Below are 22,396 nucleotides of genomic sequence, written 5' to 3'. Positions count from 1 at the left end.
CGACTGAGATGCTCAACTCCCACCTGTCACATTCAGCGGATGGCCGCTCCGGCCTGAACCGCCGCGCCCTGCTGCGCGCCGCCGTGCTCCTGACCGCTGCCGTCCCCCTGGCCGCGTGCGGGACCGAGAACGACCCGCTCTCCGACGGCGTCTCGAACAGCAACTTCATCGCCGGCGACGGCTCGGTGGAGGTCTACGACGAAGCCGAGCGCGGGGACCCCGTCCAGCTGACCGGCACGTTCTACGACGGCGAGTCGCTCGACTCCGCCGACTGGGTCGGCCAAGTGACCGTCCTGAACTTCTGGTACGCCGCGTGCGCTCCGTGCCGCGTCGAGGCGCCGCACCTGACGAAACTCGCCAACGAGTTCGACGACGCCGGTGCCGCCTTCTACGGCGTCAACGTGCGCGACCAGGAAGCCACCGCTGCGGCCTTCGAGCGCACCTACGAGATCCCGTACCCCTCCGCGCCCGACACGGACGGGTCGATCCTGCTGGGCCTCACGCAGTATGTGAACCCGCAGGCCGTCCCGACCACCCTCGTGCTCGACACCGAGGGCCGGGTCGCCGCTCGCGTCCTCGGCGTGGCGGAGGAGGGCACCCTGCGTGCCCTCATCGAGGACCGCATCAGCGAGGGCGCGTGAACCCCTTCGCCGAGATCGTCCAGGACGGGTCGCTGCTGCTGGCCATGCCGGTCGCGATCCTCGCCGGGCTCGTCTCCTTCCTCTCGCCGTGCGTCCTGCCGCTCGTGCCCGGCTACCTCGGGTACGTCACGGGGCTCACCGGGGCCGACCTGGCCGAGCAGAAGCGCGGCCGCATGGTCGCCGGGATCGGCTTGTTCGTGCTCGGCTTCACCGCGGTCTTCATGCTCGCCGGAGTCCTCTTCGCGCAGATCAGCATCTGGCTCCGCTTCGAGGGCGCGTGGGTCACGCAGGTGCTCGGCGGCGTCGTCATCCTGCTGGGGTTCGTGTTCATGGGCGGGATGAACATGTTCCAGCGCACCCGCAAGCTCGGCTACCGACCACCCGCGGGGTTGTGGGGGGCGCCCGTGCTCGGCTTCGTGTTCGGCCTCGGCTGGGCGCCGTGCATCGGCCCGACGCTGGCGGCCGTCCTCGCGATCAGCTCGGGGGCGAACCCCGACGTCGGCAAGGGGGCGGCGCTGACTTTCGCCTACTGCGTCGGGCTCGGGCTGCCGTTCATCCTGATCGCGCTCGGCCTGCGCCGCGGCATGGGCGCGCTCGCGTTCTTCCGCCGGCACAAGCGCGCCGTGTCCGTGTTCGGCGGTTCGATGCTGATCGTGCTCGGCGTCGTCATGGCCACCGGGCTGTGGGGGACATGGGTCGCCGAGCTCCAGAACTGGTTCGTCAACGACGTGAGGCTGCCGATCTGATGGCTGCAGAAGACAACGTACGCGAAGAGCGCGCCAACGAGGCGCAGGGCGCCGGGGGTTCGAAGCCCGGCAGGAACGCCCGCCGTGACGACGTCGCCGCGCCGGCGCTCGGCTTCACCGGCATGCTCCGATGGGGCTGGACCCAGCTGACCACGATGCGCACCGCGCTGTTCCTGCTCATGCTGCTCGCGGTCGCCGCCGTGCCCGGCTCGTTGTTCCCGCAGCGGGCCGCCAACGAGGCCGCGGTCACCGCCTACCTCGAGAACAACCCGACCTCCGGCGAGTGGCTCGACCGCTTCCAGCTCTTCGACGTCTACTCGTCCATCTGGTTCTCCGCGATCTACCTGCTGCTGTTCACCTCGCTTATCGGCTGCATCCTGCCGCGCACGAAGAAGCACGCCCAGGCGATGCGCACCCCGCCGCCGCGCACGCCGGTGCGGCTCTCGCGCCTGCCGGAACACGGCACGCTCCCCGTACGCCCCGCGGAGGGCGGGACGCACGACGACGGCGACACCCCGGCGTCGTACGAGGGGCGCAACGCCGCGATGCGCCGCGCCGCGGCCGTGCTCAAGAAGCGCGGCTACCGGGTCGAGGAACGCGCGGCCGGCGACGGGCAGCCGGTCGCCTCCGTGGGCGCCGAGCGCGGCTACCTGCGCGAGGTGGGCAACCTCGTCTTCCACGTCTCGCTGGTGGGCATCCTGGCCTCGGTCGCCGTGGGCGGCGCGCTCGGCTACAACGGGCAGCGGATCCTCGTGGAGGAGGAGTCCTTCGTCAACACGATGGTCTCCTACGATTCCTTCAGCTCCGGCACGGCCTTCAGCCGCGATTCGCTCTCCCCGTTCTCGATCGTGCTCGACGACTTCGAGGTCACCTACGATCGGGAGACGAAGAGCTCGTTCGGACAGCAGATCGGCTTCGACGCGACCGTGACCACGCGCGAACCGGGCGGCGAGGCGCAGCAGCAGAGCCTGCGCGTCAACCACCCGCTGCGCATCGGCGGCGCCTCCGTCTATCTCGTCGGCAATGGGTACGCGCCCGTGGTGACCGTGCGGGACGGCAACGGCGATGTCGCCTTCAGCGGGCCCATGCCGGCGGTGCCGCAGGACAGCGTGTTCACCTCGCTCATGGTGCTCAAGGTCCCGGACGCGCAGCCCGAGCAGCTCGGGTTCGTGGGCCTGTTCCTGCCGACCGCGGGCGAGGCCAACGGCGTCGGCATCTCGCTCGACCCGTCGCCGGCGCTGCCGCAGCTGCAGTTGAATTCCTACACCGGAGACCTCGGTCTCGACGACGGCGTCCCGCAGAACGTCTACGTGCTCGACACCGATGAGATGACCGAGCTCAACAGCCGTAATCTGGACGCGGGCGGGCTCGTCATCAACCCGGGGGACACGGCCGAGCTGCCCGATGGCAAGGGGTCGATCTCCTTCGACGGGCTGCAGCGCTATGTCGGCCTCGACATCCACCACGACCCGGCCAAGATCCCCGTGCTCGTCTTCGCCGCGCTCGCGCTCGGCGGCCTGGCCGTCTCGCTGTTCACGCCGCGGCGCCGCGTCTGGGTCAAGGTCGCGACCGCCGAGGGCGCGGGGCGACTTACCATGGAATACGGGTTGCTGGCGCGCGGCGAGGACCCGCGCCTGACGCACGAAGCCGCCGAAATCAGCCGCCAGCTCTCGGCCGCCGCGGCCGAAGACCGTCCGGGCGCGCCCGGCAAGGATCAGGAGTAGCAGATGTTGCCAACCATCAACGAGGAACTCGGGGCGTACAGCGACCTGTTCATGCTGCTCGCCGCGTTCGCCTACGCGGCCGCGCTCGTCGCGTTCGCCTGGGACATGGCGAAGTCCAACGCGACGATCCGCGCGCTCGAGGCGGATGTATTGGCCAGCGAGGCGAAGGAGCTAGCGAGCGTCGGCGCGGCGGGGTCCACCCCGTACGCCGCGTCGGCTCCCGGCGGCGACCGGCCGTCGTCGTACCAGCTCGTCGACGACTCGATGGACTACACGGCGGCCTCGGCGAAGCGGAACGTCGCCCGTGTCGCCGTCGTGCTCACGTGGCTCGCGGCCGTCGTGCACCTGGCCGCGGTGCTCACGCGCGCGGTGGCCGCCGGGCGTGTGCCGTGGGGGAACATGTACGAGTTCCTCTCGACCGGCGCGCTGTTCGTCGCGCTCGTCTACCTCGTGGTGCTGCTCAAGAAGGACCTGCGCTTCATGGGTGTCTTCGTGACGCTGCTCGTCACGGTCATGCTGTGCGCGGCGACGATGGGCTTCCCCACGCCGGTCGGCCACCTCGTGCCGGCGCTGCAGTCCTACTGGCTGATCATCCACGTCTCCATCGCCGTGCTCTCCTCGGCGCTCTTCACGATCACGTTCGTCGCCAACGTCATGCAGCTCATGCAGCATCGCCGCCAGACAACGCTCGAAGCCAACGGGCGCGACATCATGCCGTTCCTGCGGCTCGTGCCGAGCGCCGGCGCCCTCGAGAACCTGGCCTACCGGATCAACGCCGTCGCTTTTGTGCTGTGGACGTTCACGGTCATGGCCGGCGCGATCTGGGCCGAACACGCGTGGGGCCGCTACTGGGGCTGGGATCCCAAAGAGGTCTGGAGCTTCGTCATCTGGGTCGTCTACGCGGGCTACCTGCACGCGCGCGCTACCCGCGGCTGGACGGGCGTCCGTTCGGCCTGGCTGAGCATTGTCGGCTACGCGTGCCTCATCTTCAACTTCACGGTCGTGAACATCTACTTCGACGGCCTGCACTCCTACGCCGGAGTCTGAAGGCTGCACGGTGCGTGCTTGCCACGGGCACGCACCGCGTGTAGTTTTACCTTCGTTGGTCGCCGACCAGCATCCCCGCAACAGACGCGCGTCAGGAAAGGAAGCACCATGACCGGCATGAAGCATCGCCCCGCAACGGCTGACTTCCGCGCGCCACGCCTACTCGAGGCGGCGCAATTCGAACGCGCCTACCTGACGTTCGGCCTCGAGCGCTTTAACCAGCGCTCGGAGAAGAACAGCGGACACCCAAGGTTGTCGGTGCACTGAGGCGAGTTCCTCGCCTGCCCCGCAACCGTCGTCCGGTGCGGGGCTTTTTTCTTGCCTGAATTCCGCGTGACCTCGTCGACTGCAGCGACGAGCACGCGTTCTCGCTTTCGGCCCCGCACCGAAATCAACCGAAAGTGAAACCATGGAGAGGATCAACGGCCGGCTCGTCAACTGGGCGTCCATCTTGGACGCCAAGACGCGCGAGCAGGCCGAAACAACGTCACGCCTGCCCTTCGTCTTCCCGCACCTGGCGCTCATGCCGGACGCTCACCTGGGCAAGGGGGCGACCGTCGGGTCGGTGATTCCGACGCTGGGGGCCATCATCCCCGCAGCGGTCGGAGTGGACATCGGCTGCGGCATGATCGCTGTCAAGACCGGCTACCGGGGCGATCAGCTCCCGGCCGACCGCCGGCCCCTGCGCGAGGCCATCGAGCGGGCGATCCCGCTCTCTGCCGGGCACTACAACCGCAAGGTCGTGGACACGGCGCGCCCGCGGATCGAGGAGCTGACCCGGCTCGCTGCTGAGGCCGGCTTCGATCCGGCCGCCTACGCCGGCAATTGGGAGCTGCAGCTCGGTTCGCTGGGTTCGGGCAACCACTTCATCGAGGTCTGCCTCGACGAGGAGGATGCCGTCTGGCTGTTCCTGCACTCGGGCTCGCGCGGGGTCGGGAACAAGATCGCCCAGCGGCACATCAAGGTCGCCCAGCAGATCGCGAAGAAGTACTGGATCCAGCTCGAGGACCCCGACCTGGCCTACCTCGCCGAGGGAACCGACGAGTTCAACACGTACATCCGCGAGCTGCGCTGGGCGCAGCGGTTCGCCCTCCTCAACCGCGAGGAGATGATGGACCGCGTGATCCGCCAGTTCGGCGAGTGGGTCGGCGGCGACGTCGACGAGGTGGAGCGCATCAACTGCCACCACAACTTCACCGAGCGTGAGACGCACTTCGGCAAGTCGGTCTGGGTCTCCCGCAAGGGCGCCATCCGCGCCCGCGAAGGCGACCTCGGCCTGATCCCGGGGTCGATGGGGACGGCGTCGTACGTGGTCGAGGGCCGCGGCGACAAGGTGGCCCTCGAGTCCTCGCCACACGGCGCGGGGCGGGAGTACTCGCGTACGGCGGCGCGCAAGACCTTCACGATCGAACAGCTGCGCGCGGCGATGGAGGGCATCGAGTACCGCGACACGGACGCGTTCATCGACGAGATCCCCGGCGCCTACAAGCCGATCGATCAGGTCATGAGCGACGCCGAGTCCCTCGTGACGGTGCGGCACCGCCTGCGCCAGATCGTGAACGTCAAGGGTGACTGACACCGGGTACGACGACGGCGGCCCCTGAACGCGTGGGCGTTCGGGGGCCGCCGTCTCCCGGTTCCGGCCGGGACCGCTGCGTCAGTTGTTGCGCGGGTCCGTGGTGGGACCGCTCGGCGCCGGGCCGCTGCCGTCCTCGTCGTCGGGCTTGCCGTCGTCGTCCTTCTTGCCTTCGCGCTTCTTGAGTTCTTCCTCGCGCTTCTTCAGCTCGGCGTCCTTGGCCTGCTGCTCGCGCTCCCACTCGATGCGGCGCAGGAAGGCGGCGTCGTCGTCGGGCGCCGACGTCCGCGAAGAAGATCCCGGGGCGCGGTACTGTTCCGGCGCTTCGCCGGAGCGGGGCCGGCCGAGGAAGAACCACAGCAGGGCGCCGATGAGCGGAAGCAGCAGGATCGAGAGCACCCAGGCCGGTTTGGAGATGCTGCGCACCGAGTACGGGGGCGTGCGGAGGCAGTCGACCAGCGCGTAGATGATGACGAACAGCGCGATGATCGAGGCTGCGATTGCGAGGCGAATGACCATGTGTCCAGTTTAGTGGAGACGGGGCGACGCGCGGACCGCCGCCGAAGATCGGCGGGCTAGACTTGGCGCGTGCAGTTCTTGAAATTCACCCTCCTCCGCCTGGCCCTGTTCGCCGCCGTCTTCTGGCTCCTCTACTGGGGGATGCGCTGGAATCTGTGGGTCGCCGCAGGGATCGGCCTTGTGGTCGCGTTCGCGGTCAGCTACCTGTTCTTCAACCGGCTGCGTCTGGCCGCGTCCGCCGACCTCGCAGCTCGGTTCTCCGGAGCAGGCGGCCGGAAGAACGAGGTCGCCGACGACGACGCCGCCGCAGAGGATGCGGCCGCCGAGGCGGCCGAGCGCGAGGATCCGGAGCGCGGGCGCAGCTAACTGTTGCGCAGCACCACCGTGATGGCCATGCCGACGGCGAAGAGGCCCGCGTAGCCCAAATTGATCACGCCCGTCTGCTTGAGCACCGGGATGAGCGCGCCGCGCGCGGCGTTCTCCTCGTGGCCGGCGCGCATCATCGTCAGCGACGGTGCGATGCACAGCGGCGCGATGAGCGCGACCAGCATGAGCCACGGGTGCTCGGCGAGCAGCAGCAGCGGCAGCAGGAGCGCGGCCGCGAGCATCAGCACGTAGGTCGCGCGCGCCCACTCGTCGCCGAGCCGCACCGCGAGGGTCCGCTTCCCGGCCACCCGGTCGGTGGGGATGTCGCGGACATTGTTCGCCATGAGCAGCGCCGAGGCGATCAGGCCCGTCGAGATGGCCCCGACCCAGGCCGGAGCGGTCAGCTGCAGCACCTGCGTGAAGGTCGTGCCGAGCGTCGCGACGAGCCCGAAGAACAGGAACACGAAGATATCGCCCAGGCCCTGGTAGCCGTACGGGTTCTTCCCGCCCGTGTACCCCCACGCGGCAAAGACCGCTGCCGCGCCGACGAGCAGCAGCGGCCAGGCCTGCGAGACGACGACGAGCGCCGCACCCACCAGCGCGGCCAGACCGAAGCACGCGAAAGCCGCGTACTTCACGTGTTTCGGCTCGGCGAGCCCCGAGGCGGTCAGGCGCAGCGGGCCCACGCGGGCGTCGTCGGTGCCGCGGATCCCGTCGGAGTAGTCGTTGGAGTAGTTGACGCCGATCTGCAGCAGCAGCGCGACGGCGGCGGCCATGAGCGCGCGCACCCAGTGGAGGCTCTCGTCGACGTCGTAGGCCGCGGCCGTTCCGACGATGACGGGGGCCACCGCCATGGGCAGCGTGCGCAGCCGGGCGCCCTCGATCCACTGGCCTGGACTCGCCACGTCGTCTCCCTCGGGTCGGAATATCGTTGTGTCAGCGCCCCATTTTCCCTCCTCGGGGCCGCGGGGCGAAATCCGGGAGGCGCTGCGGCACCTCAGAACAGTGCGACGACGGCCCGGCGGTCCGGTTTGCCGTTCGCGAGCCGCGGCAGGGCCCCGACGCGGAGCCATCGCTTGGGCACGGCCGGGCCGCCGAGCTCGGCGCGCACGAGTCGCGCGAGCGACTCCGCATCGGCATCGCCCGTGTAGGCGCACGCGACGGCGGCGCCCCACTCCGGATCGGGGACCCCGACGACGATCGCGTCGCCGGCGTCCGGCACCGCTTCGAGGACCCGCTGCACCGCGGCGGCCGAAATTTTGACGCCCCCGGTGACGACGACGTCGTCGACCCTGCCCTCGACGCTGACCCGGCCGCCGTCGGACGGGTCGAAGGACCCGAGGTCGTCGGTGAGGAACCAGCGTTCGCCCGTCATGTCCGTGCTGAAGTGGGCGTTCGTGCGCTCGGGGTCGCCGATGTACCCGGCCGCGACCATCGGGCCGCCGAGCGAGAGCCGGCCGTTCTCGGCGCGCACCTGCACGCCGGGCAGCGGGACGCCGTCGTACACACAGCCGCCGCACGTCTCGCTCATGCCGTAGGTGAGGCGGATGGTGAGCCCGTGCTTGGCGGCCTCGGCGCGGACGGCGTCGGGCGTGCGGCCGCCGCCGACGAGGATCGCGTCGAACCGCTTCAGGACGGCCAGCGTGGCCTCGCTCGGGTCCGCCAGAAGGCGCTGCAGCTGAGTCGGAACGAGCGAGGTGAGCCGGACGCGGTCCGTCATCGCGGCGGCGGCCGCGGTGAATGCGTCGGCCGTGAAGGGCGTATCGACGTCGAGCCCCACGGGCGCCGTGCCCGCGAACAGGCTGCGCGTGAGCACGGAGACGCCGGCGACGTAGTGGGTCGGCAGTGCGAGCAGCCACTGGCCGTCGGCGCGCAGGTGCATTGCGGTGGCCTCGGCCGAGGCGGCGAGCGCCTCCACCGTGAGCGCGGTCCGCTTGGGCTCCCCGCTCGATCCGGACGTGCGGATCACGACGGCGGTGCCCGCCGGGGCGTCGTCGGGGTGTGTCACGATCGGGTCGCCGGCGATGCCGGAGTCGACGGGCTCGACGGGCGGGCCCTCGTCGAGGGCGTCGGCCAGCTTGGCGTACAGGGACTGCAGGGGAGCGGAGAGCACGGGGCCTCTAGAAGTAGTAGGGGTAGTCCGACCAGTCGGGGTCGCGCTTGGCGAGGAAGGCGTCGCGGCCCTCGACGGCCTCGTCGGTCATGTAGGCCATGCGGGTCGCCTCGCCGGCGAAGACCTGCTGGCCGGCCAGGCCGTCGTCGGCCAGGTTGAACGCGAACTTGAGCATCCGCAGCGCCTGCGGCGACTGGCGGGCGATGTCCGCGGCGTAGTCGAGGGCGACCTCCTCGAGCTTCTCGTGCTCCACGGCCTCGTTGACGGCGCCCATGGCGACCATCTCCTCGGCGGTGTAGGTCTTCGCGCGGAAGAAGATCTCGCGCGCGAACTTCTGCCCGACCTGGCGGGCCAGCAGGGCCGAGCCGTATCCGGCGTCGAACGATCCGACGGTCGCATCGGTCTGCTTGAACTTGCCGTGATCGCGCGAGGCGATCGTCAGGTCGGCAACGACGTGCAGCGAGTGTCCGCCGCCAGCGGCCCAGCCGTTGACGACGGCGATGACGACCTTCGGCATCGTGCGCATGAGCCGCTGCACCTCGAGGATGTGCAGGCGGCCGGCGCGGGCCGGGTCGATGGTCTCGGCCGACTCGCCGTCGGCGTACCGGTAGCCGTCGCGGCCGCGGATGCGCTGGTCGCCGCCGGAGCAGAAGCTGTGGCCCGCGTCCTTGGGGGAGGGGCCGTTGCCCGTGAGCAGCACGGTGGCGACGTTCGGGGTCATGCGCGCGTGGTCGAGGGCGCGGTAGAGCTCGTCCACGGTCTTCGGGCGGAATGCATTGCGAACCTCCGGGCGGTCGAACGCGATGCGGACCGTGGGCAGGTCCCGCACGACGGCGCCCGCATGATCCCGTTCCACCTGGCGGTGGTAGGTCATGTCCTCGAAATCGAAGCCCTCCACCACGCGCCACTGCGTGGGATCGAAACCGTCGGAGACCTTCTCGGGCAGTGCATTCGCTTCAGCATTCACGCTCCCGAGTCTATCGCTCGCGCGCTAGCGCGCCACGGCCGCGTGCGTCGGGTTTCGGCGCGGTCACGGACGCCGCTGGTTGTGAGTTGTGTCTCAGGCGGGAGGGCTCGGGTGGCGCGATCCCGGGCATCCGCCGTGGTGTTCCGTCTCACGGGGTGCTGCGACGTTCCCTACACTGGACTGTCGCGATCCGCGACCCCTGAGAATATTTTGGCTCTACCATCCCAAGGAGTCCGTGTGTCAACGAGCACTCGAGAGTCCGCGCCGCACGGCGCGGGCCAGAACGACGGCGGCAACGGAGCCGCCTCGAACCTGACGAGCGAGGGTTACCAGAAGTCGCTCTCCCGCCGCCACGTCCAGATGATCGCCATGGGCGGGGCGATCGGCGTCGGCCTCTTCATGGGCGCCGGCGGGCGCCTGGCGTCGACCGGCCCGGCCCTGGTCTTCTCCTATGCGCTCGCCGGGTTGATCGCCTATTTCCTCATGCGCGCCCTCGGCGAGCTGATCATGTACCGGCAGACCTCCGGTTCGTTCGTCAGCTACGCCGGTGAACTCTTCGGCCCCAAAGGGGCGTTCGTCTCCGGCTGGATGTATGTCTTGAACTGGGTCATGACCGGCATCGCCGAGCTCATCGCGGTCGGGCTGTACTTCCGGTTCTTCTTCCCGAACGTGCCCGTCGAGATCTCGGCACTCTGCGCCCTCGTGTTGCTCGTGGCAGTGAACCTCTTCAGCGCCAAGGCCTTCGGCGAGGTCGAGTTCTGGGCCTCCTTCCTCAAGGTCGCCGCGATCCTCATCTTCCTCGCGGTCGGCACGGCGCTCGTGATCATGAATGCCCAGGTCGGCGAGTCCCGGGCCTCCGTCGACAACCTCTTCGCCGCCGACGGCGGCATGTTCCCGGCGGGCTTCCTCGTCTCGATCCTCGTGCTCAACGCGGTCATCTTCGCCTACAACGGGGTCGAACTCGTCGGCATCACGGCCGGCGAGATGAAGAATGCCGAACGCGAGGTCCCGAAGGCGATCCGCGCCGTCGTCGTCCGCATCGTGGTCTTCTACATCGGCTCGGTGCTGCTGCTCGCGATGCTGCTGCCCTCGGACCAGTACAAGGCGGGCGAGAGCCCGTTCGTGACTGTCTTCGCGCAGCTGGGTATCGGCTGGATCGGCGACCTCATGAACTTCGTGGTGATCGTCGCCGCGCTGAGCTCGTGCAATTCGGGGCTGTATTCGCTCGGGCGCATCTTCCGCACCATGGCGAACAACGGCCACGCCCCGTCGTGGTTGACGCGGATGAGCGCCCGGCACGTGCCGTACGCGGCGATCCTCGCCGTCGGGGCGGTCTATCTGGTCGGCATCCTCGTCAACATCTGGCTGGGCGGCACCTATGCCTTCGACCTGGCCCTGAACACCGCCTCGATCGGCGTCCTGTTCACGTGGGCGACGATCTTCGCGTGCCAGATCATGCTGCGCCGGCAGAAGGGCCGGGTCTCGAAGCTGCCGATGGCCGGCTCCCCGTGGACCAGCTGGGCCGGCCTGATCTCGCTGACCGTGATCGCGTTCCTGATCAGCTTCGACAAGATGGTGGACCCGGAGACGGGGGAGGTGTTCCGGCTCGGGCTCTACACGATCTGCTGCGTTCCGGTGATCGCCGCTGCGCTCTGGATCGGCTGGCGCAAGGTCCGCCGCAACGCGACCGCCGCGGGTCTGGAGAACGAGCGGATCGACGCCTGAGTCGGGCCGCAGGGGAGGGGCCGCGCGCTCACGTGATGCAGAACTCGTTGCCCTCCGGGTCCGCGAGGGTGTGCCATGAGAACGGCCCCTGCGTTTCCGTGTAGAGGAACGTCGCGCCGCGCCCGACGAGCCGATCGCGAATCTCGTCGCCGAAGTGCAGGTCCAGATGCATCCGGTTCTTGCCCGCCTTCGGCTCGGGCACCAGCTGGAACAGCATCCGCCCCGGTCCGTCCGGCTCGCGGACGACTCCCATTTCCCGCCAGACGAGGGCGCCCCGGAAGACGCGGGTGTCCGCCTCGGTCGCGTGGCCGTCGGCGATCATCTGGCGGATGAAGGCCTCATCGGTGGGCTCGACCTCCCAGCCCAGGGTCTCGGCCCACCAGGCGGCGAGTTCGTGGGGGTCGGCGCTGTCGAGGACGAATTGGATCGTGGGTCTCATATCGACAAGGTAGGCCTGGAGCGACGCCGTGGCAAGGGGTTGGCGCCGACCGTCGCGTTGCGGCGGGAAAGTCCTGACGGTTGACCGGCGCCGTGACGAGTGACACTATTAGTGAACGAACGGTCAGTAAGTCACGCGCGGCCTGGCTCGATGGCGAGCGCCGCGGATGCCGAAGGAGCACTCATGGCAGAAGCATTTCTGGTGGGCGGCGCCCGCACCCCGGTCGGCCGGTACGGCGGGGCCCTGAGCTCCGTGCGCCCGGACGACCTGGCCGCGCTCACGGTGCGCGCCGCCGTCGAGCGCGCCGGGATCGACCCCGAGCTCGTCGACGAGGTGATCCTCGGCAACGCCAACGGGGCCGGCGAGGAGAACCGCAACGTCGCCCGCATGGCGTGGCTGCTCGCGGGGTTCCCCGACGCGGTCCCCGGGATCACGGTCAACCGGCTGTGCGCGTCCGGGATGTCCGCCATCACCATGGCCCAGCACATGATCGCCGCGGGCGCCGCGGACATCGTGGTCGCCGGCGGCGTCGAGTCGATGTCGCGCGCCCCGTGGGTCATGGAGAAGCCGACGACGGCGTTCGCCAAGCCCGGTGCGTCCTACGACACCTCGATCGGCTGGCGCTTCCCGAATCCGGCCTTCCTCTCCGGGGAGCTCTCCCGCGACGGCAAGGCCACCTACTCGATGCCGGAGACGGCCGAGGAGGTCGCCCGGGTCTTCGGCACGAGCCGCGAGGACTGCGACGCGTTCGCGGTGCGCTCCCACGAGCGGGCGATCGCGGCGATCGAGGCCGGCCGCTTCGCTGAGGAGATCGTCCCGGTCGAGGTGGCCGGCCGCAAGGGTGCCGTGACCGTGGTCGACACCGACGAGGGCCCGCGAGCCGGCACCACCGCGGAGGTTCTGGCCGGGCTGCGCCCCGTGGTCAAGGGTGGCGAGGTGGTCACCGCCGGCAACGCCTCCACCCTGAACGACGGCGCCTCCGCCGTCGTCGTGGCCTCCGAATCGGCGATCGAGCGGTACGGCCTCACCCCGCGGGCCCACGTCGTCGGCGGCGCCTCGGCGGGCTTGGCCCAGGAGATCATGGGCGTCGGCCCGGTCCCGGCCACCCGCAAGCTGATGCAGCGCACCGGGCGCAGCCTCGGCGAGCTGGCCGCCGTCGAACTCAACGAGGCGTTCGCCTCGCAGTCCCTCGCGTGCATGCGCGAGCTCGGGCTGGATGAGGGCATCGTGAATAACGACGGCGGCGCGATCGCCTTGGGCCACCCGCTCGGCTCCTCGGGCTCGCGCCTGGCCATCACGCTGCTCGGCCGGCTCGAACGCGAGGCCGCCCCCGGCGCCCTGGGCCTGGCGACGATGTGCGTCGGCGTCGGTCAGGGCTCGGCCCTGCTGTTGGAGCGGGTGTGACCATGACCGAGCCCCTGAATGATGCGCTGTTCACCACCCTGCTCCTGACCGAGACCGACGACCGGCTCGGGGTGCGGCTGCACCGCCCCGAGGTCCGCAACGCGATCGACCAGGCGATGGTCGACGAGCTGCACGCCGTGTGCGCCCACCTCGAATCGACCCCCAAGATTCTAATCCTGGCGGGCACGGCCTCGCAGCCGCCGAGCGAGGAGAACCCGAGGGGTGTGAAGGGGATCTTCGCCTCGGGCGCGGACATCGCCCAACTGCGCGAACGCCGCCGCGACGACGCGCTCGCGGGCATCAACTCCACGCTCTTCGACCGCATCGCCAAGCTCCCGATGCCCGTCATCGCCGCGCTCGACGGTTACGCGCTCGGCGGCGGGGCCGAGCTCGCCTACGCGGCCGACTTCCGCATCGGCACCCCGGAGTTGCGCATGGGCCAGCCGGAAACCGGCCTCGGCATCATGGCGGCCGCCGGTGCGACGTGGCGGCTCAAGGAGCTCATCGGCGAGCCGCTCGCCAAAGAGATCCTGCTGGCGGGCAAGATCCTCACGGGCGAGGACTGCCTGCGCGTCGGCTTGATCACCGACCTCGTCCCCGGCGACGAGCTGATCGACGCCGCGCGCGCACTCGCCGGACGCATCGGCGCCCAGGACCCGCTCGCCGTGCGGCTGACGAAGTCCGTTTTCCACGCCCCGCGCGAGGCGCACCCGATGATCGACACGCTGGCCCAGGGCATGCTCTTCGAATCCGAGGAGAAGTTCCGGCGCATGCAGGACTTCCTGGACCGCAAGAAGAAGTAGGAGCACCATGACCGAACAGCAGCTTCCCGCCCGCGTCGGCGTCCTCGGCGGCGGCCGCATGGGCGCGGGCATCGCCCACGCCTTCCTGATCAAGGGGGCCGACGTCGTCGTCGTTGAGCAGAACGACGACGCCGCCACCGCGGCGCGCGACCGCGTCGCCTCCGCCGTGGCCAAGTCCATCGAGCGCGGCCTGCCCGAGGGCGACCACCTGGACCGGCTGGCTGTCAGCACCGACTACGCCGCGTTCTCCGACCGTGAGCTCGTCGTCGAGGCCGTCCCCGAGGTCTGGGACCTGAAGGTCGCCTCGCTGCGCGCCGTCGAGCAGCACCTCGGCACCGACGCCGTGCTCGCTTCGAACACGTCGTCGATCTCCGTCTCCGCGCTGGCCGGCGAGCTCGAGCGCCCGGAGCATTTCCTGGGCCTGCACTTCTTCAATCCGGTGCCGGCCTCGACCCTGATCGAGGTGGTTGTCGGCGAGCGGACCGACCCCGCCCACGTCGAGGCGGCCCGCGGTTGGACCGGAGCGCTCGGCAAGACGCCCGTCGTCGTCAACGACGCCCCCGGGTTCGCGTCCTCGCGGCTGGGCGTGGCGATCGCGCTCGAGGCCATGCGGATGGTCGAGGAGGGCGTCGCGAGCGCCGAAGACATCGACAACGCGATGGTGCTCGGCTACAAGCACCCGACCGGACCGCTGAAGACCACCGATATCGTGGGCCTGGACGTGCGGCTCGGGATCGCCGAGTACCTGGAGTCCAAGCTCGGGGCGCGGTTCGCGCCGCCGCAGATCCTGCGAGACAAGGTGGCCGCCGGCGAGCTGGGCCGCAAATCGGGCAAGGGCTTCTTCGACTGGAGCTGACCCGGCGGCGCCGACCGACCCCGACCCCGACGCCACGTGAGTCGATGTTGGATTTGTGCCCCCGGAAGAGCAGTAAGTACTCATGGTTCACGGAGTGGGTGGCGTCTTGTAGCGTGGAGCGGAGTAGGCCGCGATCCGGAAGGCAATGGAAATGAGGAATTTCCTGCAAACAGCCGTCTTTGTTGTTGTGCTCCTCGCCGTCGCTGAGGCAGCTGTGTGGGTCCTTGAGGTGCCGCGTCTGTCTGCTTTGATCGTTGTGTTCGGACTCGGGTACGCCGCTAAAACGGGTGTGTTGGCATTACTGCGTCAACACGCTTCTCGCTCGCAAACGCCGGCGGAAGAGACCTCGGCAGGTCGCTAAGCTGGCGTCATGGATTTACTGACCACCCCTACGCTTTCCGGGGCCCTTGTCACCCTCGAGCCGCTCGCGGAACATCACCACGACGGGCTGGTAGCTGCAGCGAGCGACGGTGAGCTGTGGAACCTCTGGTACACCAGCGTGCCTCGCCCCGAAGAGATGGCGGCCGAGATCGAGTCCCGACTGGCCCGCCAGCGCAGCGGCGAGATGATGCCCTTCGTCGCAGTGGGTGCCGGCGGCCAGGTGTTGGGGATGACCACGTTCGCGAACATCGACCTCGAGTTGCCGCGCGTCGAGATCGGCTACACGTGGAACCGGGCGTCGGCCCACGGCACTGGCACCAACGGGGAGTCGAAGCTGCTGCTGCTGACGCACGCGTTCGAGGTCCTCGGCTGTCCCGCCGTGGAGTTCCGGACCCATTGGATGAACCACCAGTCGCGGCAGGCTATCGAGCGTCTCGGCGCCAAGCTCGACGGCGTGCTGCGCGCCCATAGGAGGACGGCCGACGGCGCGCTCCGCGACACGTGCGTCTACTCGATCGTTGCCTCCGAGTGGCCGCAGGTCAGGGCGCACTTGCGGCACCGGGTCGCGCGGTACGGCGCATGACGTCGCCCATCGCCCACTCGAGCCTGCCGTGGGACGGAGCCGTCAACGCCCACCACGTCGCCGGCCGGCTGTTCCGCATGGGCCGGCGTGAGTGGCTCACGGCCGCCGGGTGGCAGGACATGTACGACGACGGGGTCCGCGCCGTCGTCGACCTGCGCAACCCCGACGAGCGGGTCCGGCGTCCCACCGATCCCGAGGTTCCGGCCGAACTGCTGCCGGACATGCGCATCCTGTCCGCGCCGACTGAGGACCAGGGCAACGCCGAGTTCATGGCCCGGGTGGGCCGTTACCTGAGCGATCCGGCCTACTACGCGGTGAACGCCGAGATGTTCCCCGACAAGATCGCCGCGGCGTTCCGGGCGCTGGCGCAGGCGGGCGGACGCGGGGGCGGCGTCGTCGTGCACTGTTCGGCCGGCCGGGACCGGACGGGGCTCATCGTGAGCTTGGCCCTGAAACTGGCGGGACGCGAGGAACTCGTCGCGGACCAGTACGCGTCGGGGTTGCGCGGCATCAACGCGTGGCACGCGGTCAGCCCGATCAAGCACCCGTACGAGTCCCACGTACCGGAAGAGCAGCTCCGACAACTGCTCGGTGAGAAGCTCGAGCGTCTGCACACGTTCCTCGCCGCGACCGACGTCGAGGGACTGCTCCGCGCGCCGGGCGGGGACCGCGCCGCCGGGCTGAGCGACGCCGAAATTTTAGCGGTCGCGAACCTCCTCGACGCGTAACGGCGTCGGCGTTGCGCAGGGGCGGAGAGATGCGGACTCCGTGGTCGTTCAATCCAATGCGCAACGAGAAGTGGCGGTCCGAATTCGTTTCGGACCGCCACTCGTCATTGCGGAATTGCTAGGCGATCGGGTTTTCCAGCGTGCCCGCGTAGATGAGCCCGCCGGCCTGGTCTCCCAGGTCCAGCATCTGCTGGTTGTTCCGCAGCTGCAGCCGGTTCAGGCAGGAGAGGGAGAATCCGTCGGCGAAGAGGCCGAGCTCGTCGAAGTCCGCCGCGAGCTCAGGGTTCCGCTCCCGGTAGGCGCGCAGCCGCTCACGGACGACACCCCAGAACTCCTCCTCGGTGATCAGCCCCTCGCCCGCGAGCAGGGGCGCGAGGAACCGGAAGAAGCAGTCGAAGACGTCCGTGAAGATCGAGAAGACCCGCTCCTCGGCCGGTACGTCCACGCGGATGCGCTCGATGTCCTCGGGTAGCGGGGTCCTCGGCCCGATCACCGCGACCTCCTCCGCCAAATCCTTCATGAGCATCCGGTCCGGCAGGCCGTTGCGGGTGACCAGGATGATGTTCTCGCCGTGCGGCATGAACACGAGGTCGTAGCGGATGAGGAAGTGCACCAGCGGGACGAGGTACGCATCGAGGTAGCACTGCAGCCACGCCTCCGCGCCCACCCCCGACCGGCGGATCATGGCCGCGGCCAGCGAGTTGCCGTCCGCGTCGACGTGCAACAGGGACGCCATGGTGGCCAGCTGCTCGTCCTCGCCGATCCGCTCGGCCGGGGACTCGCGCCACAGCGCGGCCAGCATCTTTCGGTACGCGCTCGTCGCATCGGTTGCGGACTCGAAGAGCGGGCTCCGGTAGCCGACGGCGGCGACCTCCTTGAGTAGCTCCACGCGGCGCTCGTGCAGCTCGGCGTCGGAGGCCACGACTTCCTCGAGCCACTCGTTGATCGCCGGCGTCGACTCCATGTACTTCGCGCTCAGCCCGCGCAGGAACCCCATGTTCACCACCGACAAGGCGGTTTTCACGTACCACTTCTCCGGGCTGGTCCGGTTGAAGAACGTCCGGATCGACTGCTGCGGCTGGTACAGGTCATCCCCGGCGCCCAGGTGCACCATCTTCCGTGTTGCGACGTCCGGGGCGAAGGTCACCGCGAGCCGGTGCTCCCACTGCCACGGGTGCACCGGCAGGTACAGGTAGTCCGCCGGGTCGAGCCCGGTGCCCGCCAGCGCCGCGGCCAAGCGCGCGTCGAACGCGCCGAGCGTCCCGGTGCCGAGCTCGGCGGCCAGCAGGTCGCGGTGGGCCAGGCCCTGCACCGCGTCGTACCGCGCGCGGGAGGAGTGCAGCGCCACCCACTCGATCGCCACCGCGCTCCCGGTCTCCGGCGCGTAGTCCAGGTAGTCCTGGGCGCCGAGCCCGAGCCGGCCGTTGTTGGCAACGAAGCACGGGTGCCCCTCGGTCATCGCCGCCTCGATGCGCTGGAAGTCGACCATCGGTTCGCCGGTGCCGGCGGCGAGCTCGGCGGCCGAAGCGGTCGAATGCAGCTGCTTGTAGCAGTGGCTGGCGAGCGTCGAACCGAGCTCCTCGACGTACGTCGGAAGCTGCGCGTCGGAGATCCCCAGCACCGTCTGGAACTGGACGGCGAACTCCTGCGCGTCGACGCTCTGCGCCACCCCGCCAGCGGTGTGGGTGAGCGAGTCCGCGTCCACACGCCAATGGTTGAGCAGGTGCCGCGTCGCGGCGAAGGCGTATTCGTGCACGACGCCGTCGCGCCCGGTTCCGCGCAGCACGTACGTGCCGCCGTCCGTCGCCTCCGGCTCGAAGATGCGCTCGTGGGCGAATTCGCCGATCGCCTTCGCGACCACGTGGCGGTTGGCGGCGGCCCAGCGCACCGGGTCCAGATGCGCGGCAATCGTCGACGCGGCACCGGTGGCCCGGGCGAAGTCGTAGCGGTCGCAGAAGGACAGGAGCGCGCGCTTGGCCGGTTCGGATCCGAACGGCGGCAGGTCCACGCGGCCGAGGGGGCGGAACCCGACGCGGGAGTTCAGTGCGTGCACGGCCGTGTTCGCGGCGTCCGGCTCCACGACCACGCGCACCACGGACGGGTCCGAGAAGACGTGGGTCAGCGCCGCAGTCATGGCCGCCTCGCTGAAGCCGGGCACGGGGGACTCGGCTGCCGGCAGCAGCAGGTGCAGGCCGGCGTCGCCGTCGCGATGGGCGTACTGCCCGGCCAGCTGCGAGTGCGCCGGGTCGTAGACCTCGGCCAGGAACTGCGGGACACCGTCGCGTTCGGCGATCAGCGCGCGGTGGTGTGTCTCGGCGTCGAGGCGCTCGTACTCGGCGCGCACCTCAGCTTCGGTCGCTTCCGGCATGCCCCAGAATCGGGCGTGCTCGGTGGCGATCCAGGAATGCAGCAGGGCCGCGTCGGCCTGCGGTGCTACTGGACGGAAGGTGATCGACGGCGTCGTCGCGCGAGTGCCGGCGGTTGCGGTGGTCTCGGTGGTCAGGGTCATCGGGTGGCCTCCTGGCGGGGTGCGGCGCCGGTTTCGGCGGGCGCGGTGGCGGGTGCTGCGTCGTCGTACTGATGGGTGGTGCCGGCGGCGGGTTTCGATGAACCGAACTCCTGGTACGCGATGCGCTGCTCCACCGGATAGACCTCGCGGGAGGCGATCCGGTTGATGATCACGGAGTTGCGGTAGGCGCCCATGCCGAGGTCGGGGGCGGTGAAGCCGTGCGTGTGCAGCTCGGCGTTCTGGACCAGCACGTCGGAGTGGACGCCGATCGAGTACTCGCGGTCCACGTCGAACCGGCCGTCGGGCAGCCGGCGAATGCGGTCCTCGATGCCGGACAGGAAGCCGGGTTCGCGGTAGCCGTACCCGGTGGCGAGCACGGTGGTGTCGACGTCGAGGGCGTGCGCCCCGCCGTCGTCGTCGTTGTGGACGTTCAGGCGCAGCCCGTCGACGCGGGAGGTCAGCGTGTCGAGCGACGTGGCCGCCATGAGGCGCACGCGCCCGGGTGCGGACTCGACGTCGCGCATGTACATGAGCTCGTGGATGTGGTCGATCAGGTCGGCGTTGATGCCCTTGTAGAGGCCCTTCTGCGCCGCACCCAGAGCGTCGCGTCGGGACGTGGGCAGGCCATGGAAGTGGTCGATGTACTCGGGTGAGGTCATCTCGAGCGTGAGCTTGGTGTATTCGAGCGGGAAGAACCGCGGCGAGCGCGTCATCCAGACCAGCTCGCGCGGCTCACCCGTCTCCTCGTGTGGGGTGTCCACCCAAGTCTCCAGCAGGTCCGCGACGACCTCGGCGGCGGACTGGCCGCTGCCGACGACGGCGATCCGGTGCCGGTCGGCCAGCTGCGTGCGCCGGTGCGCGTACTCGCTCGTGTGGAAGGCGTCACCCGTGGCCAGCGCGACGGGGTCCACCGTGTCCGGGACCCACGGCTGCGTGCCCGTGCCGAGCACGAGGTTCAGCGCGCGGACCGTGCGTGCACCCGCAGGCGTCTGCACGGTGACCCGATAGGAGCCGTCTTCGTGGGTGACGTCCGTGACCGTGTGGCCGAAGCGCACCGAGTCCAGCCGGTGCGCTGCCCAGCGCAGGTAGTCGCTGTATTCGCGGCGCAGCGCATAGAAGTTCTCCCGGATGTAGAAGGGGTAGAGGCGGCCGGAGGCCTTGAGGTAGTTGAGGAAGCTGTGCTCGTTGCTCGGATCCGCGAGCGTGACGAGGTCCGCCATGAAGGGGACCTGCAGGTGCGTGCCGGGCAGCATCATGCCGGGGTGCCACGTGAAGTCGTCGGCGGCATCGAACACCGCCACGCGCAGGTCCGGGGCGCCGGTCGCGAGCGCGGCGAAGCCGAGGTTGAACGGGCCGGCGCCGATGCCGACCGCGTCGAACACCTGGCCGTCCGTCAGGTCGGTCGTGGGGGACGGGATCAACGTGCAGCCTCCTCGGTCAGGCGGGCGCCCGCGACGACGACGGCGGTCAGCACCGCTTCGAGGTCGGCGAGCGTGGCGCGGGGGTTCAGGAGCGTGAGTTTGAGGTGGCGGGCGCCGTCGACGGTCGTCGCCGCGACCATGGCCTCGCCCGAGGAGTAGAGGGAGGCGCGGATTTCGTCCTGCAGCGCGTTCAGAGCGATGGCGGCCCCGGGGGCGGCGTCGTCGTGCCCGGCGGGCACGAAGCGGAAGACGACGGTGCTCAACTGCGCCTCGGCGGCGAGTTCGAGCTCCGGGTGCGCGGCGACGAGGGAGGCCGCCGTGGCGGCGAGATCGATCAGCTCGTCGAAGAGCGCGCCGATCGCCTCGGCGCCCATCGACCGCAGCGAGACCCAGAGCTTGAGGGCGTCGAAGCGGCGCGTGGTCTGCAGCGACTTGTCGACCTGGTTCGGCACGGTGCCGGCCTGCCCGGCGGGGTTGAGGTATTCGGAGTAATGGGTGATGTGCCCGAAGTTCGCGCCGTCGGCGAGGAGCAGGGCGCTCGAGCCGATGGGCTGGAAGAAGGACTTGTGGTAGTCCACGGTGACCGAGTCGGCACCCTCGATGCCGGCGAGTCGGTCCCGGTGGCGGGAGATCAGGAGGCCGCAGCCGTACGCGGCGTCGACATGGAACCAGGCACCGTGCTCACCCGCGAGGGCGGAGCACGCGGCCAGCGGGTCGATGGCCCCGAAGTCGGTGGTGCCGGCGGTGGCGACGATCGCCATCGGGGTCAGGCCGGCGGCGGCGTCGGCGTCCACGGCGGAGCGCAGCGCAGCCGCGTCCATGCGGTGGGCGGAGTCGGTCGGGACGGCGACGACGGCGTCCTCGCCCATGCCGAGCAGGGTGGCGGCTTTGGAGATGCTGAAGTGCGAATCGGCCGAAGCGTAGATGCGCAGCCCGGCCAGGCGCTCGGGCAGCGAGCCCGTGCGGGACGCGACCGCGTGGTTGCGGGCGATGAGCATCGCCTGCAGGTTGGACTGCGTGCCGCCCGAGGTGAAGATGCCGTCGGCGTCCGTGCCGAGGCCGATGAGGTCCGCGGTCCAGCGCGTCAGGCGGCGCTCGATGAGGGTCGCGCCGGCCGACTGGTCCCACGTGTCCATCGAGGAGTTCACGCTGGTCACGAGTGCCTCGGCGGCGACGGCGGGGATCAGGACGGGGCAGTTCAGGTGCGCCTGGTAGCGCGGATGGTGGAAGTAGACGGCGTCCTTGAGATAGAGGTCCGCGGCCTCGGTGAGGGCGGCGTTGGTGCCGCCGAGCGGGGCCGAGAGGTCGACGGCGTCGATGCGCGCGCCGAGGGCCTCCGGCGTGGGGCCGGTCGAGGGGCCGCGGGCGCCGGCGACGGCCGAGGCCGCCAGCAGCGTCGCGGCACCGGATTCGGCGATGAACTGGTGCACGGTCTCACCGGCCAGCAGCTGGTTGGCGGCCGCCAGCGGGTGCTGCGGGACCGCGGAGGCGGCGGCCCCGAGGGGGACGCCGGTGCGGTCGGTGATGCTCACGGGGGTCATGGACTCTCCTGATGATTCGATCCCTGACAAGTACGGAGGCCGAGGCGGTGGTGGGCTGGGGGAGTCCGCCGAAACTTCGACCTTTAAGTAAGGCTTGCCTAATGCGATGACATTAAGCACATACAAGTGGTTCCTAATTCAAGTCCCCGCGCCCTCACGTGTCGGTCATCACGTCCGAGCGGGTCCGCGAGTACTGGTTGACAAAGCCCAATGGGATGGCGGAAACTGAGGTCCTCCCGTCGTCGAGCAAAGGCATTCCGTTGAAGACCGTGCGCACCCTCCGCTGAATCGCGCCGCACCCGCCGGC

Annotated in this window: 21 protein-coding genes; 13 read left to right on the top strand and 8 right to left on the bottom strand. The window is 69.8% G+C overall.

Going from position 1 to position 22,396, the window contains the following annotated elements; genetic code table 11:
- Positions 1-8 precede the first annotated feature (8 nt).
- The 6 genes from EV380_RS09555 to EV380_RS09535 all read left to right on the top strand — a co-directional run bounded on the left by EV380_RS09555 (position 9) and on the right by EV380_RS09535 (position 5,734).
- Positions 9-641 (top strand): TlpA family protein disulfide reductase, encoded by a 633-nt coding sequence (locus EV380_RS09555; RefSeq protein ID WP_130450968.1) that lies wholly within the window; start codon positions 9-11, stop codon positions 639-641.
- Positions 642-685: 44 nt separating this feature from the next.
- Entirely contained in the window at positions 686-1,387 is a 702-nt protein-coding gene (locus EV380_RS09550; RefSeq protein WP_102157370.1) for a cytochrome c biogenesis CcdA family protein, read from the top strand.
- Entirely contained in the window at positions 1,387-3,111 is a 1,725-nt protein-coding gene (resB, locus tag EV380_RS09545; protein ID WP_130450967.1) for a cytochrome c biogenesis protein ResB, read from the top strand. Before EV380_RS09550 ends, resB begins: the two co-directional genes overlap by 1 nt.
- Positions 3,112-3,114: 3 nt before the next feature.
- Entirely contained in the window at positions 3,115-4,158 is a 1,044-nt protein-coding gene (ccsB, locus tag EV380_RS09540; protein ID WP_207219381.1) for a c-type cytochrome biogenesis protein CcsB, read from the top strand.
- Positions 4,159-4,266: 108 nt separating this feature from the next.
- Positions 4,267-4,425: a hypothetical protein gene (locus tag EV380_RS16600; RefSeq protein WP_165391925.1), complete on the top strand. Its 159-nt coding sequence runs from the start codon at positions 4,267-4,269 to the stop codon at positions 4,423-4,425.
- Positions 4,426-4,567: 142 nt separating this feature from the next.
- The gene (locus EV380_RS09535) at positions 4,568-5,734 is read left to right on the top strand and encodes an RtcB family protein (RefSeq protein ID WP_130450966.1); all 1,167 of its coding nucleotides are present in this window, start codon (positions 4,568-4,570) and stop codon (positions 5,732-5,734) included.
- Positions 5,735-5,815: 81 nt separating this feature from the next.
- Here EV380_RS09535 and EV380_RS09530 read toward each other — a convergent pair whose 3' ends face one another.
- The gene (locus EV380_RS09530) at positions 5,816-6,253 is read right to left on the bottom strand and encodes a PLDc N-terminal domain-containing protein (RefSeq protein ID WP_130450965.1); all 438 of its coding nucleotides are present in this window, start codon (positions 6,251-6,253) and stop codon (positions 5,816-5,818) included.
- Between the two features lie 69 nt (positions 6,254-6,322).
- Between EV380_RS09530 and EV380_RS09525 the strand changes: the two genes are divergently transcribed.
- Entirely contained in the window at positions 6,323-6,619 is a 297-nt protein-coding gene (locus EV380_RS09525; RefSeq protein ID WP_130450964.1) for a DUF4229 domain-containing protein, read from the top strand.
- On the opposite strand, the gene EV380_RS09520 is transcribed toward EV380_RS09525, so the two are convergent.
- The 3 genes from EV380_RS09520 to EV380_RS09510 all read right to left on the bottom strand — a co-directional run bounded on the left by EV380_RS09520 (position 6,616) and on the right by EV380_RS09510 (position 9,699).
- Positions 6,616-7,524 (bottom strand): 1,4-dihydroxy-2-naphthoate polyprenyltransferase, encoded by a 909-nt coding sequence (locus EV380_RS09520; RefSeq protein WP_130450963.1) that lies wholly within the window; start codon positions 7,522-7,524, stop codon positions 6,616-6,618. The genes EV380_RS09525 and EV380_RS09520 overlap by 4 nt on opposite strands.
- A 92-nt stretch (positions 7,525-7,616) precedes the next feature.
- Entirely contained in the window at positions 7,617-8,732 is a 1,116-nt protein-coding gene (locus tag EV380_RS09515) for an AMP-binding protein (protein ID WP_130450962.1), read from the bottom strand.
- A 7-nt stretch (positions 8,733-8,739) separates the two neighbouring features.
- On the bottom strand, positions 8,740-9,699 hold the full coding sequence (locus EV380_RS09510) for a 1,4-dihydroxy-2-naphthoyl-CoA synthase (RefSeq protein ID WP_130450961.1): 960 nt from the start codon (positions 9,697-9,699) through the stop codon (positions 8,740-8,742).
- A 312-nt stretch (positions 9,700-10,011) separates the two neighbouring features.
- Between EV380_RS09510 and EV380_RS09505 the strand changes: the two genes are divergently transcribed.
- Positions 10,012-11,424, top strand: coding sequence for an amino acid permease (locus EV380_RS09505; RefSeq protein WP_242607727.1), 1,413 nt, complete (start codon positions 10,012-10,014; stop codon positions 11,422-11,424).
- Positions 11,425-11,452: 28 nt separating this feature from the next.
- On the opposite strand, the gene EV380_RS09500 is transcribed toward EV380_RS09505, so the two are convergent.
- Positions 11,453-11,863, bottom strand: a complete 411-nt coding sequence (locus tag EV380_RS09500) for a VOC family protein (protein ID WP_130450960.1) — start codon at positions 11,861-11,863, stop codon at positions 11,453-11,455.
- 183 nt (positions 11,864-12,046) lie between these two features.
- Here EV380_RS09500 and EV380_RS09495 point away from each other — a divergent pair, with 183 nt between their 5' ends.
- The 5 genes from EV380_RS09495 (at position 12,047) to EV380_RS09475 (ending at position 16,618) form a co-directional block, all read left to right on the top strand.
- Positions 12,047-13,267 (top strand): acetyl-CoA C-acyltransferase, encoded by a 1,221-nt coding sequence (locus EV380_RS09495; RefSeq protein WP_130450959.1) that lies wholly within the window; start codon positions 12,047-12,049, stop codon positions 13,265-13,267.
- Positions 13,268-13,269: 2 nt separating this feature from the next.
- Positions 13,270-14,070 carry an enoyl-CoA hydratase/isomerase family protein gene (locus EV380_RS09490; protein WP_130450958.1) on the top strand — a complete coding sequence of 267 codons (801 nt, stop codon included), beginning with the start codon at positions 13,270-13,272 and terminating at the stop codon, positions 14,068-14,070.
- 7 nt (positions 14,071-14,077) lie between these two features.
- A complete protein-coding gene (locus EV380_RS09485; RefSeq protein ID WP_130450957.1) occupies positions 14,078-14,926 on the top strand; it encodes a 3-hydroxyacyl-CoA dehydrogenase family protein in 849 nt (282 codons plus the stop codon).
- A gap of 370 nt (positions 14,927-15,296) precedes the next feature.
- The gene (locus EV380_RS09480) at positions 15,297-15,890 is read left to right on the top strand and encodes a GNAT family N-acetyltransferase (protein WP_130450956.1); all 594 of its coding nucleotides are present in this window, start codon (positions 15,297-15,299) and stop codon (positions 15,888-15,890) included.
- Positions 15,887-16,618: a tyrosine-protein phosphatase gene (locus tag EV380_RS09475; RefSeq protein WP_130450955.1), complete on the top strand. Its 732-nt coding sequence runs from the start codon at positions 15,887-15,889 to the stop codon at positions 16,616-16,618. Before EV380_RS09480 ends, EV380_RS09475 begins: the two co-directional genes overlap by 4 nt.
- Before the next feature lie 118 nt (positions 16,619-16,736).
- On the opposite strand, the gene EV380_RS09470 is transcribed toward EV380_RS09475, so the two are convergent.
- From EV380_RS09470 to EV380_RS09460, 3 genes are read right to left on the bottom strand one after another with little or no spacing between them, the layout of a single operon-like run.
- Positions 16,737-19,127, bottom strand: a complete 2,391-nt coding sequence (locus tag EV380_RS09470; RefSeq protein ID WP_130450954.1) for a GNAT family N-acetyltransferase — start codon at positions 19,125-19,127, stop codon at positions 16,737-16,739.
- Positions 19,124-20,548 (bottom strand): lysine N(6)-hydroxylase/L-ornithine N(5)-oxygenase family protein, encoded by a 1,425-nt coding sequence (locus tag EV380_RS09465; RefSeq protein ID WP_242607567.1) that lies wholly within the window; start codon positions 20,546-20,548, stop codon positions 19,124-19,126. The genes EV380_RS09470 and EV380_RS09465 overlap by 4 nt, the downstream gene beginning before the upstream one ends.
- Complete coding sequence (locus EV380_RS09460) at positions 20,545-22,089, bottom strand: pyridoxal phosphate-dependent decarboxylase family protein (protein WP_130450953.1); 1,545 nt, start codon at positions 22,087-22,089, stop codon at positions 20,545-20,547. Before EV380_RS09460 ends, EV380_RS09465 begins: the two co-directional genes overlap by 4 nt.
- Between the last annotated feature and the right edge of the window lie 307 nt (positions 22,090-22,396).

This window comes from Zhihengliuella halotolerans (assembly GCF_004217565.1).
In the GTDB taxonomy this organism is placed as follows: domain Bacteria; phylum Actinomycetota; class Actinomycetes; order Actinomycetales; family Micrococcaceae; genus Zhihengliuella; species Zhihengliuella halotolerans.
Note: the sequence above shows the minus strand (reverse complement) of the source record. Positions and strands in the feature narration are given on the sequence as shown.

What these genes read in the sequence shown, in the direction of transcription:
- resB (WP_130450967.1), top strand. Translation starts at nt 1,387, where the DNA reads ATGGCTGCAGAAGACAACGTACGCGAAGAGCGCGCCAACGAGGCGCAG.
- EV380_RS09495 (WP_130450959.1), top strand. Translation starts at nt 12,047, where the DNA reads ATGGCAGAAGCATTTCTGGTGGGCGGCGCCCGCACCCCGGTCGGCCGG.
- ccsB (WP_207219381.1), top strand. Translation starts at nt 3,115, where the DNA reads ATGTTGCCAACCATCAACGAGGAACTCGGGGCGTACAGCGACCTGTTC.
- EV380_RS09470 (WP_130450954.1), bottom strand. Translation starts at nt 19,127, where the DNA reads ATGACCCTGACCACCGAGACCACCGCAACCGCCGGCACTCGCGCGACG.
- EV380_RS09550 (WP_102157370.1), top strand. Translation starts at nt 686, where the DNA reads ATGCCGGTCGCGATCCTCGCCGGGCTCGTCTCCTTCCTCTCGCCGTGC.
- EV380_RS09530 (WP_130450965.1), bottom strand. Translation starts at nt 6,253, where the DNA reads ATGGTCATTCGCCTCGCAATCGCAGCCTCGATCATCGCGCTGTTCGTC.
- EV380_RS16600 (WP_165391925.1), top strand. Translation starts at nt 4,267, where the DNA reads ATGACCGGCATGAAGCATCGCCCCGCAACGGCTGACTTCCGCGCGCCA.
- EV380_RS09480 (WP_130450956.1), top strand. Translation starts at nt 15,297, where the DNA reads ATGGATTTACTGACCACCCCTACGCTTTCCGGGGCCCTTGTCACCCTC.
- EV380_RS09490 (WP_130450958.1), top strand. Translation starts at nt 13,270, where the DNA reads ATGACCGAGCCCCTGAATGATGCGCTGTTCACCACCCTGCTCCTGACC.
- EV380_RS09535 (WP_130450966.1), top strand. Translation starts at nt 4,568, where the DNA reads ATGGAGAGGATCAACGGCCGGCTCGTCAACTGGGCGTCCATCTTGGAC.
- EV380_RS09475 (WP_130450955.1), top strand. Translation starts at nt 15,887, where the DNA reads ATGACGTCGCCCATCGCCCACTCGAGCCTGCCGTGGGACGGAGCCGTC.
- EV380_RS09460 (WP_130450953.1), bottom strand. Translation starts at nt 22,089, where the DNA reads ATGACCCCCGTGAGCATCACCGACCGCACCGGCGTCCCCCTCGGGGCC.
- EV380_RS09485 (WP_130450957.1), top strand. Translation starts at nt 14,078, where the DNA reads ATGACCGAACAGCAGCTTCCCGCCCGCGTCGGCGTCCTCGGCGGCGGC.
- EV380_RS09555 (WP_130450968.1), top strand. Translation starts at nt 9, where the DNA reads ATGCTCAACTCCCACCTGTCACATTCAGCGGATGGCCGCTCCGGCCTG.
- EV380_RS09500 (WP_130450960.1), bottom strand. Translation starts at nt 11,863, where the DNA reads ATGAGACCCACGATCCAATTCGTCCTCGACAGCGCCGACCCCCACGAA.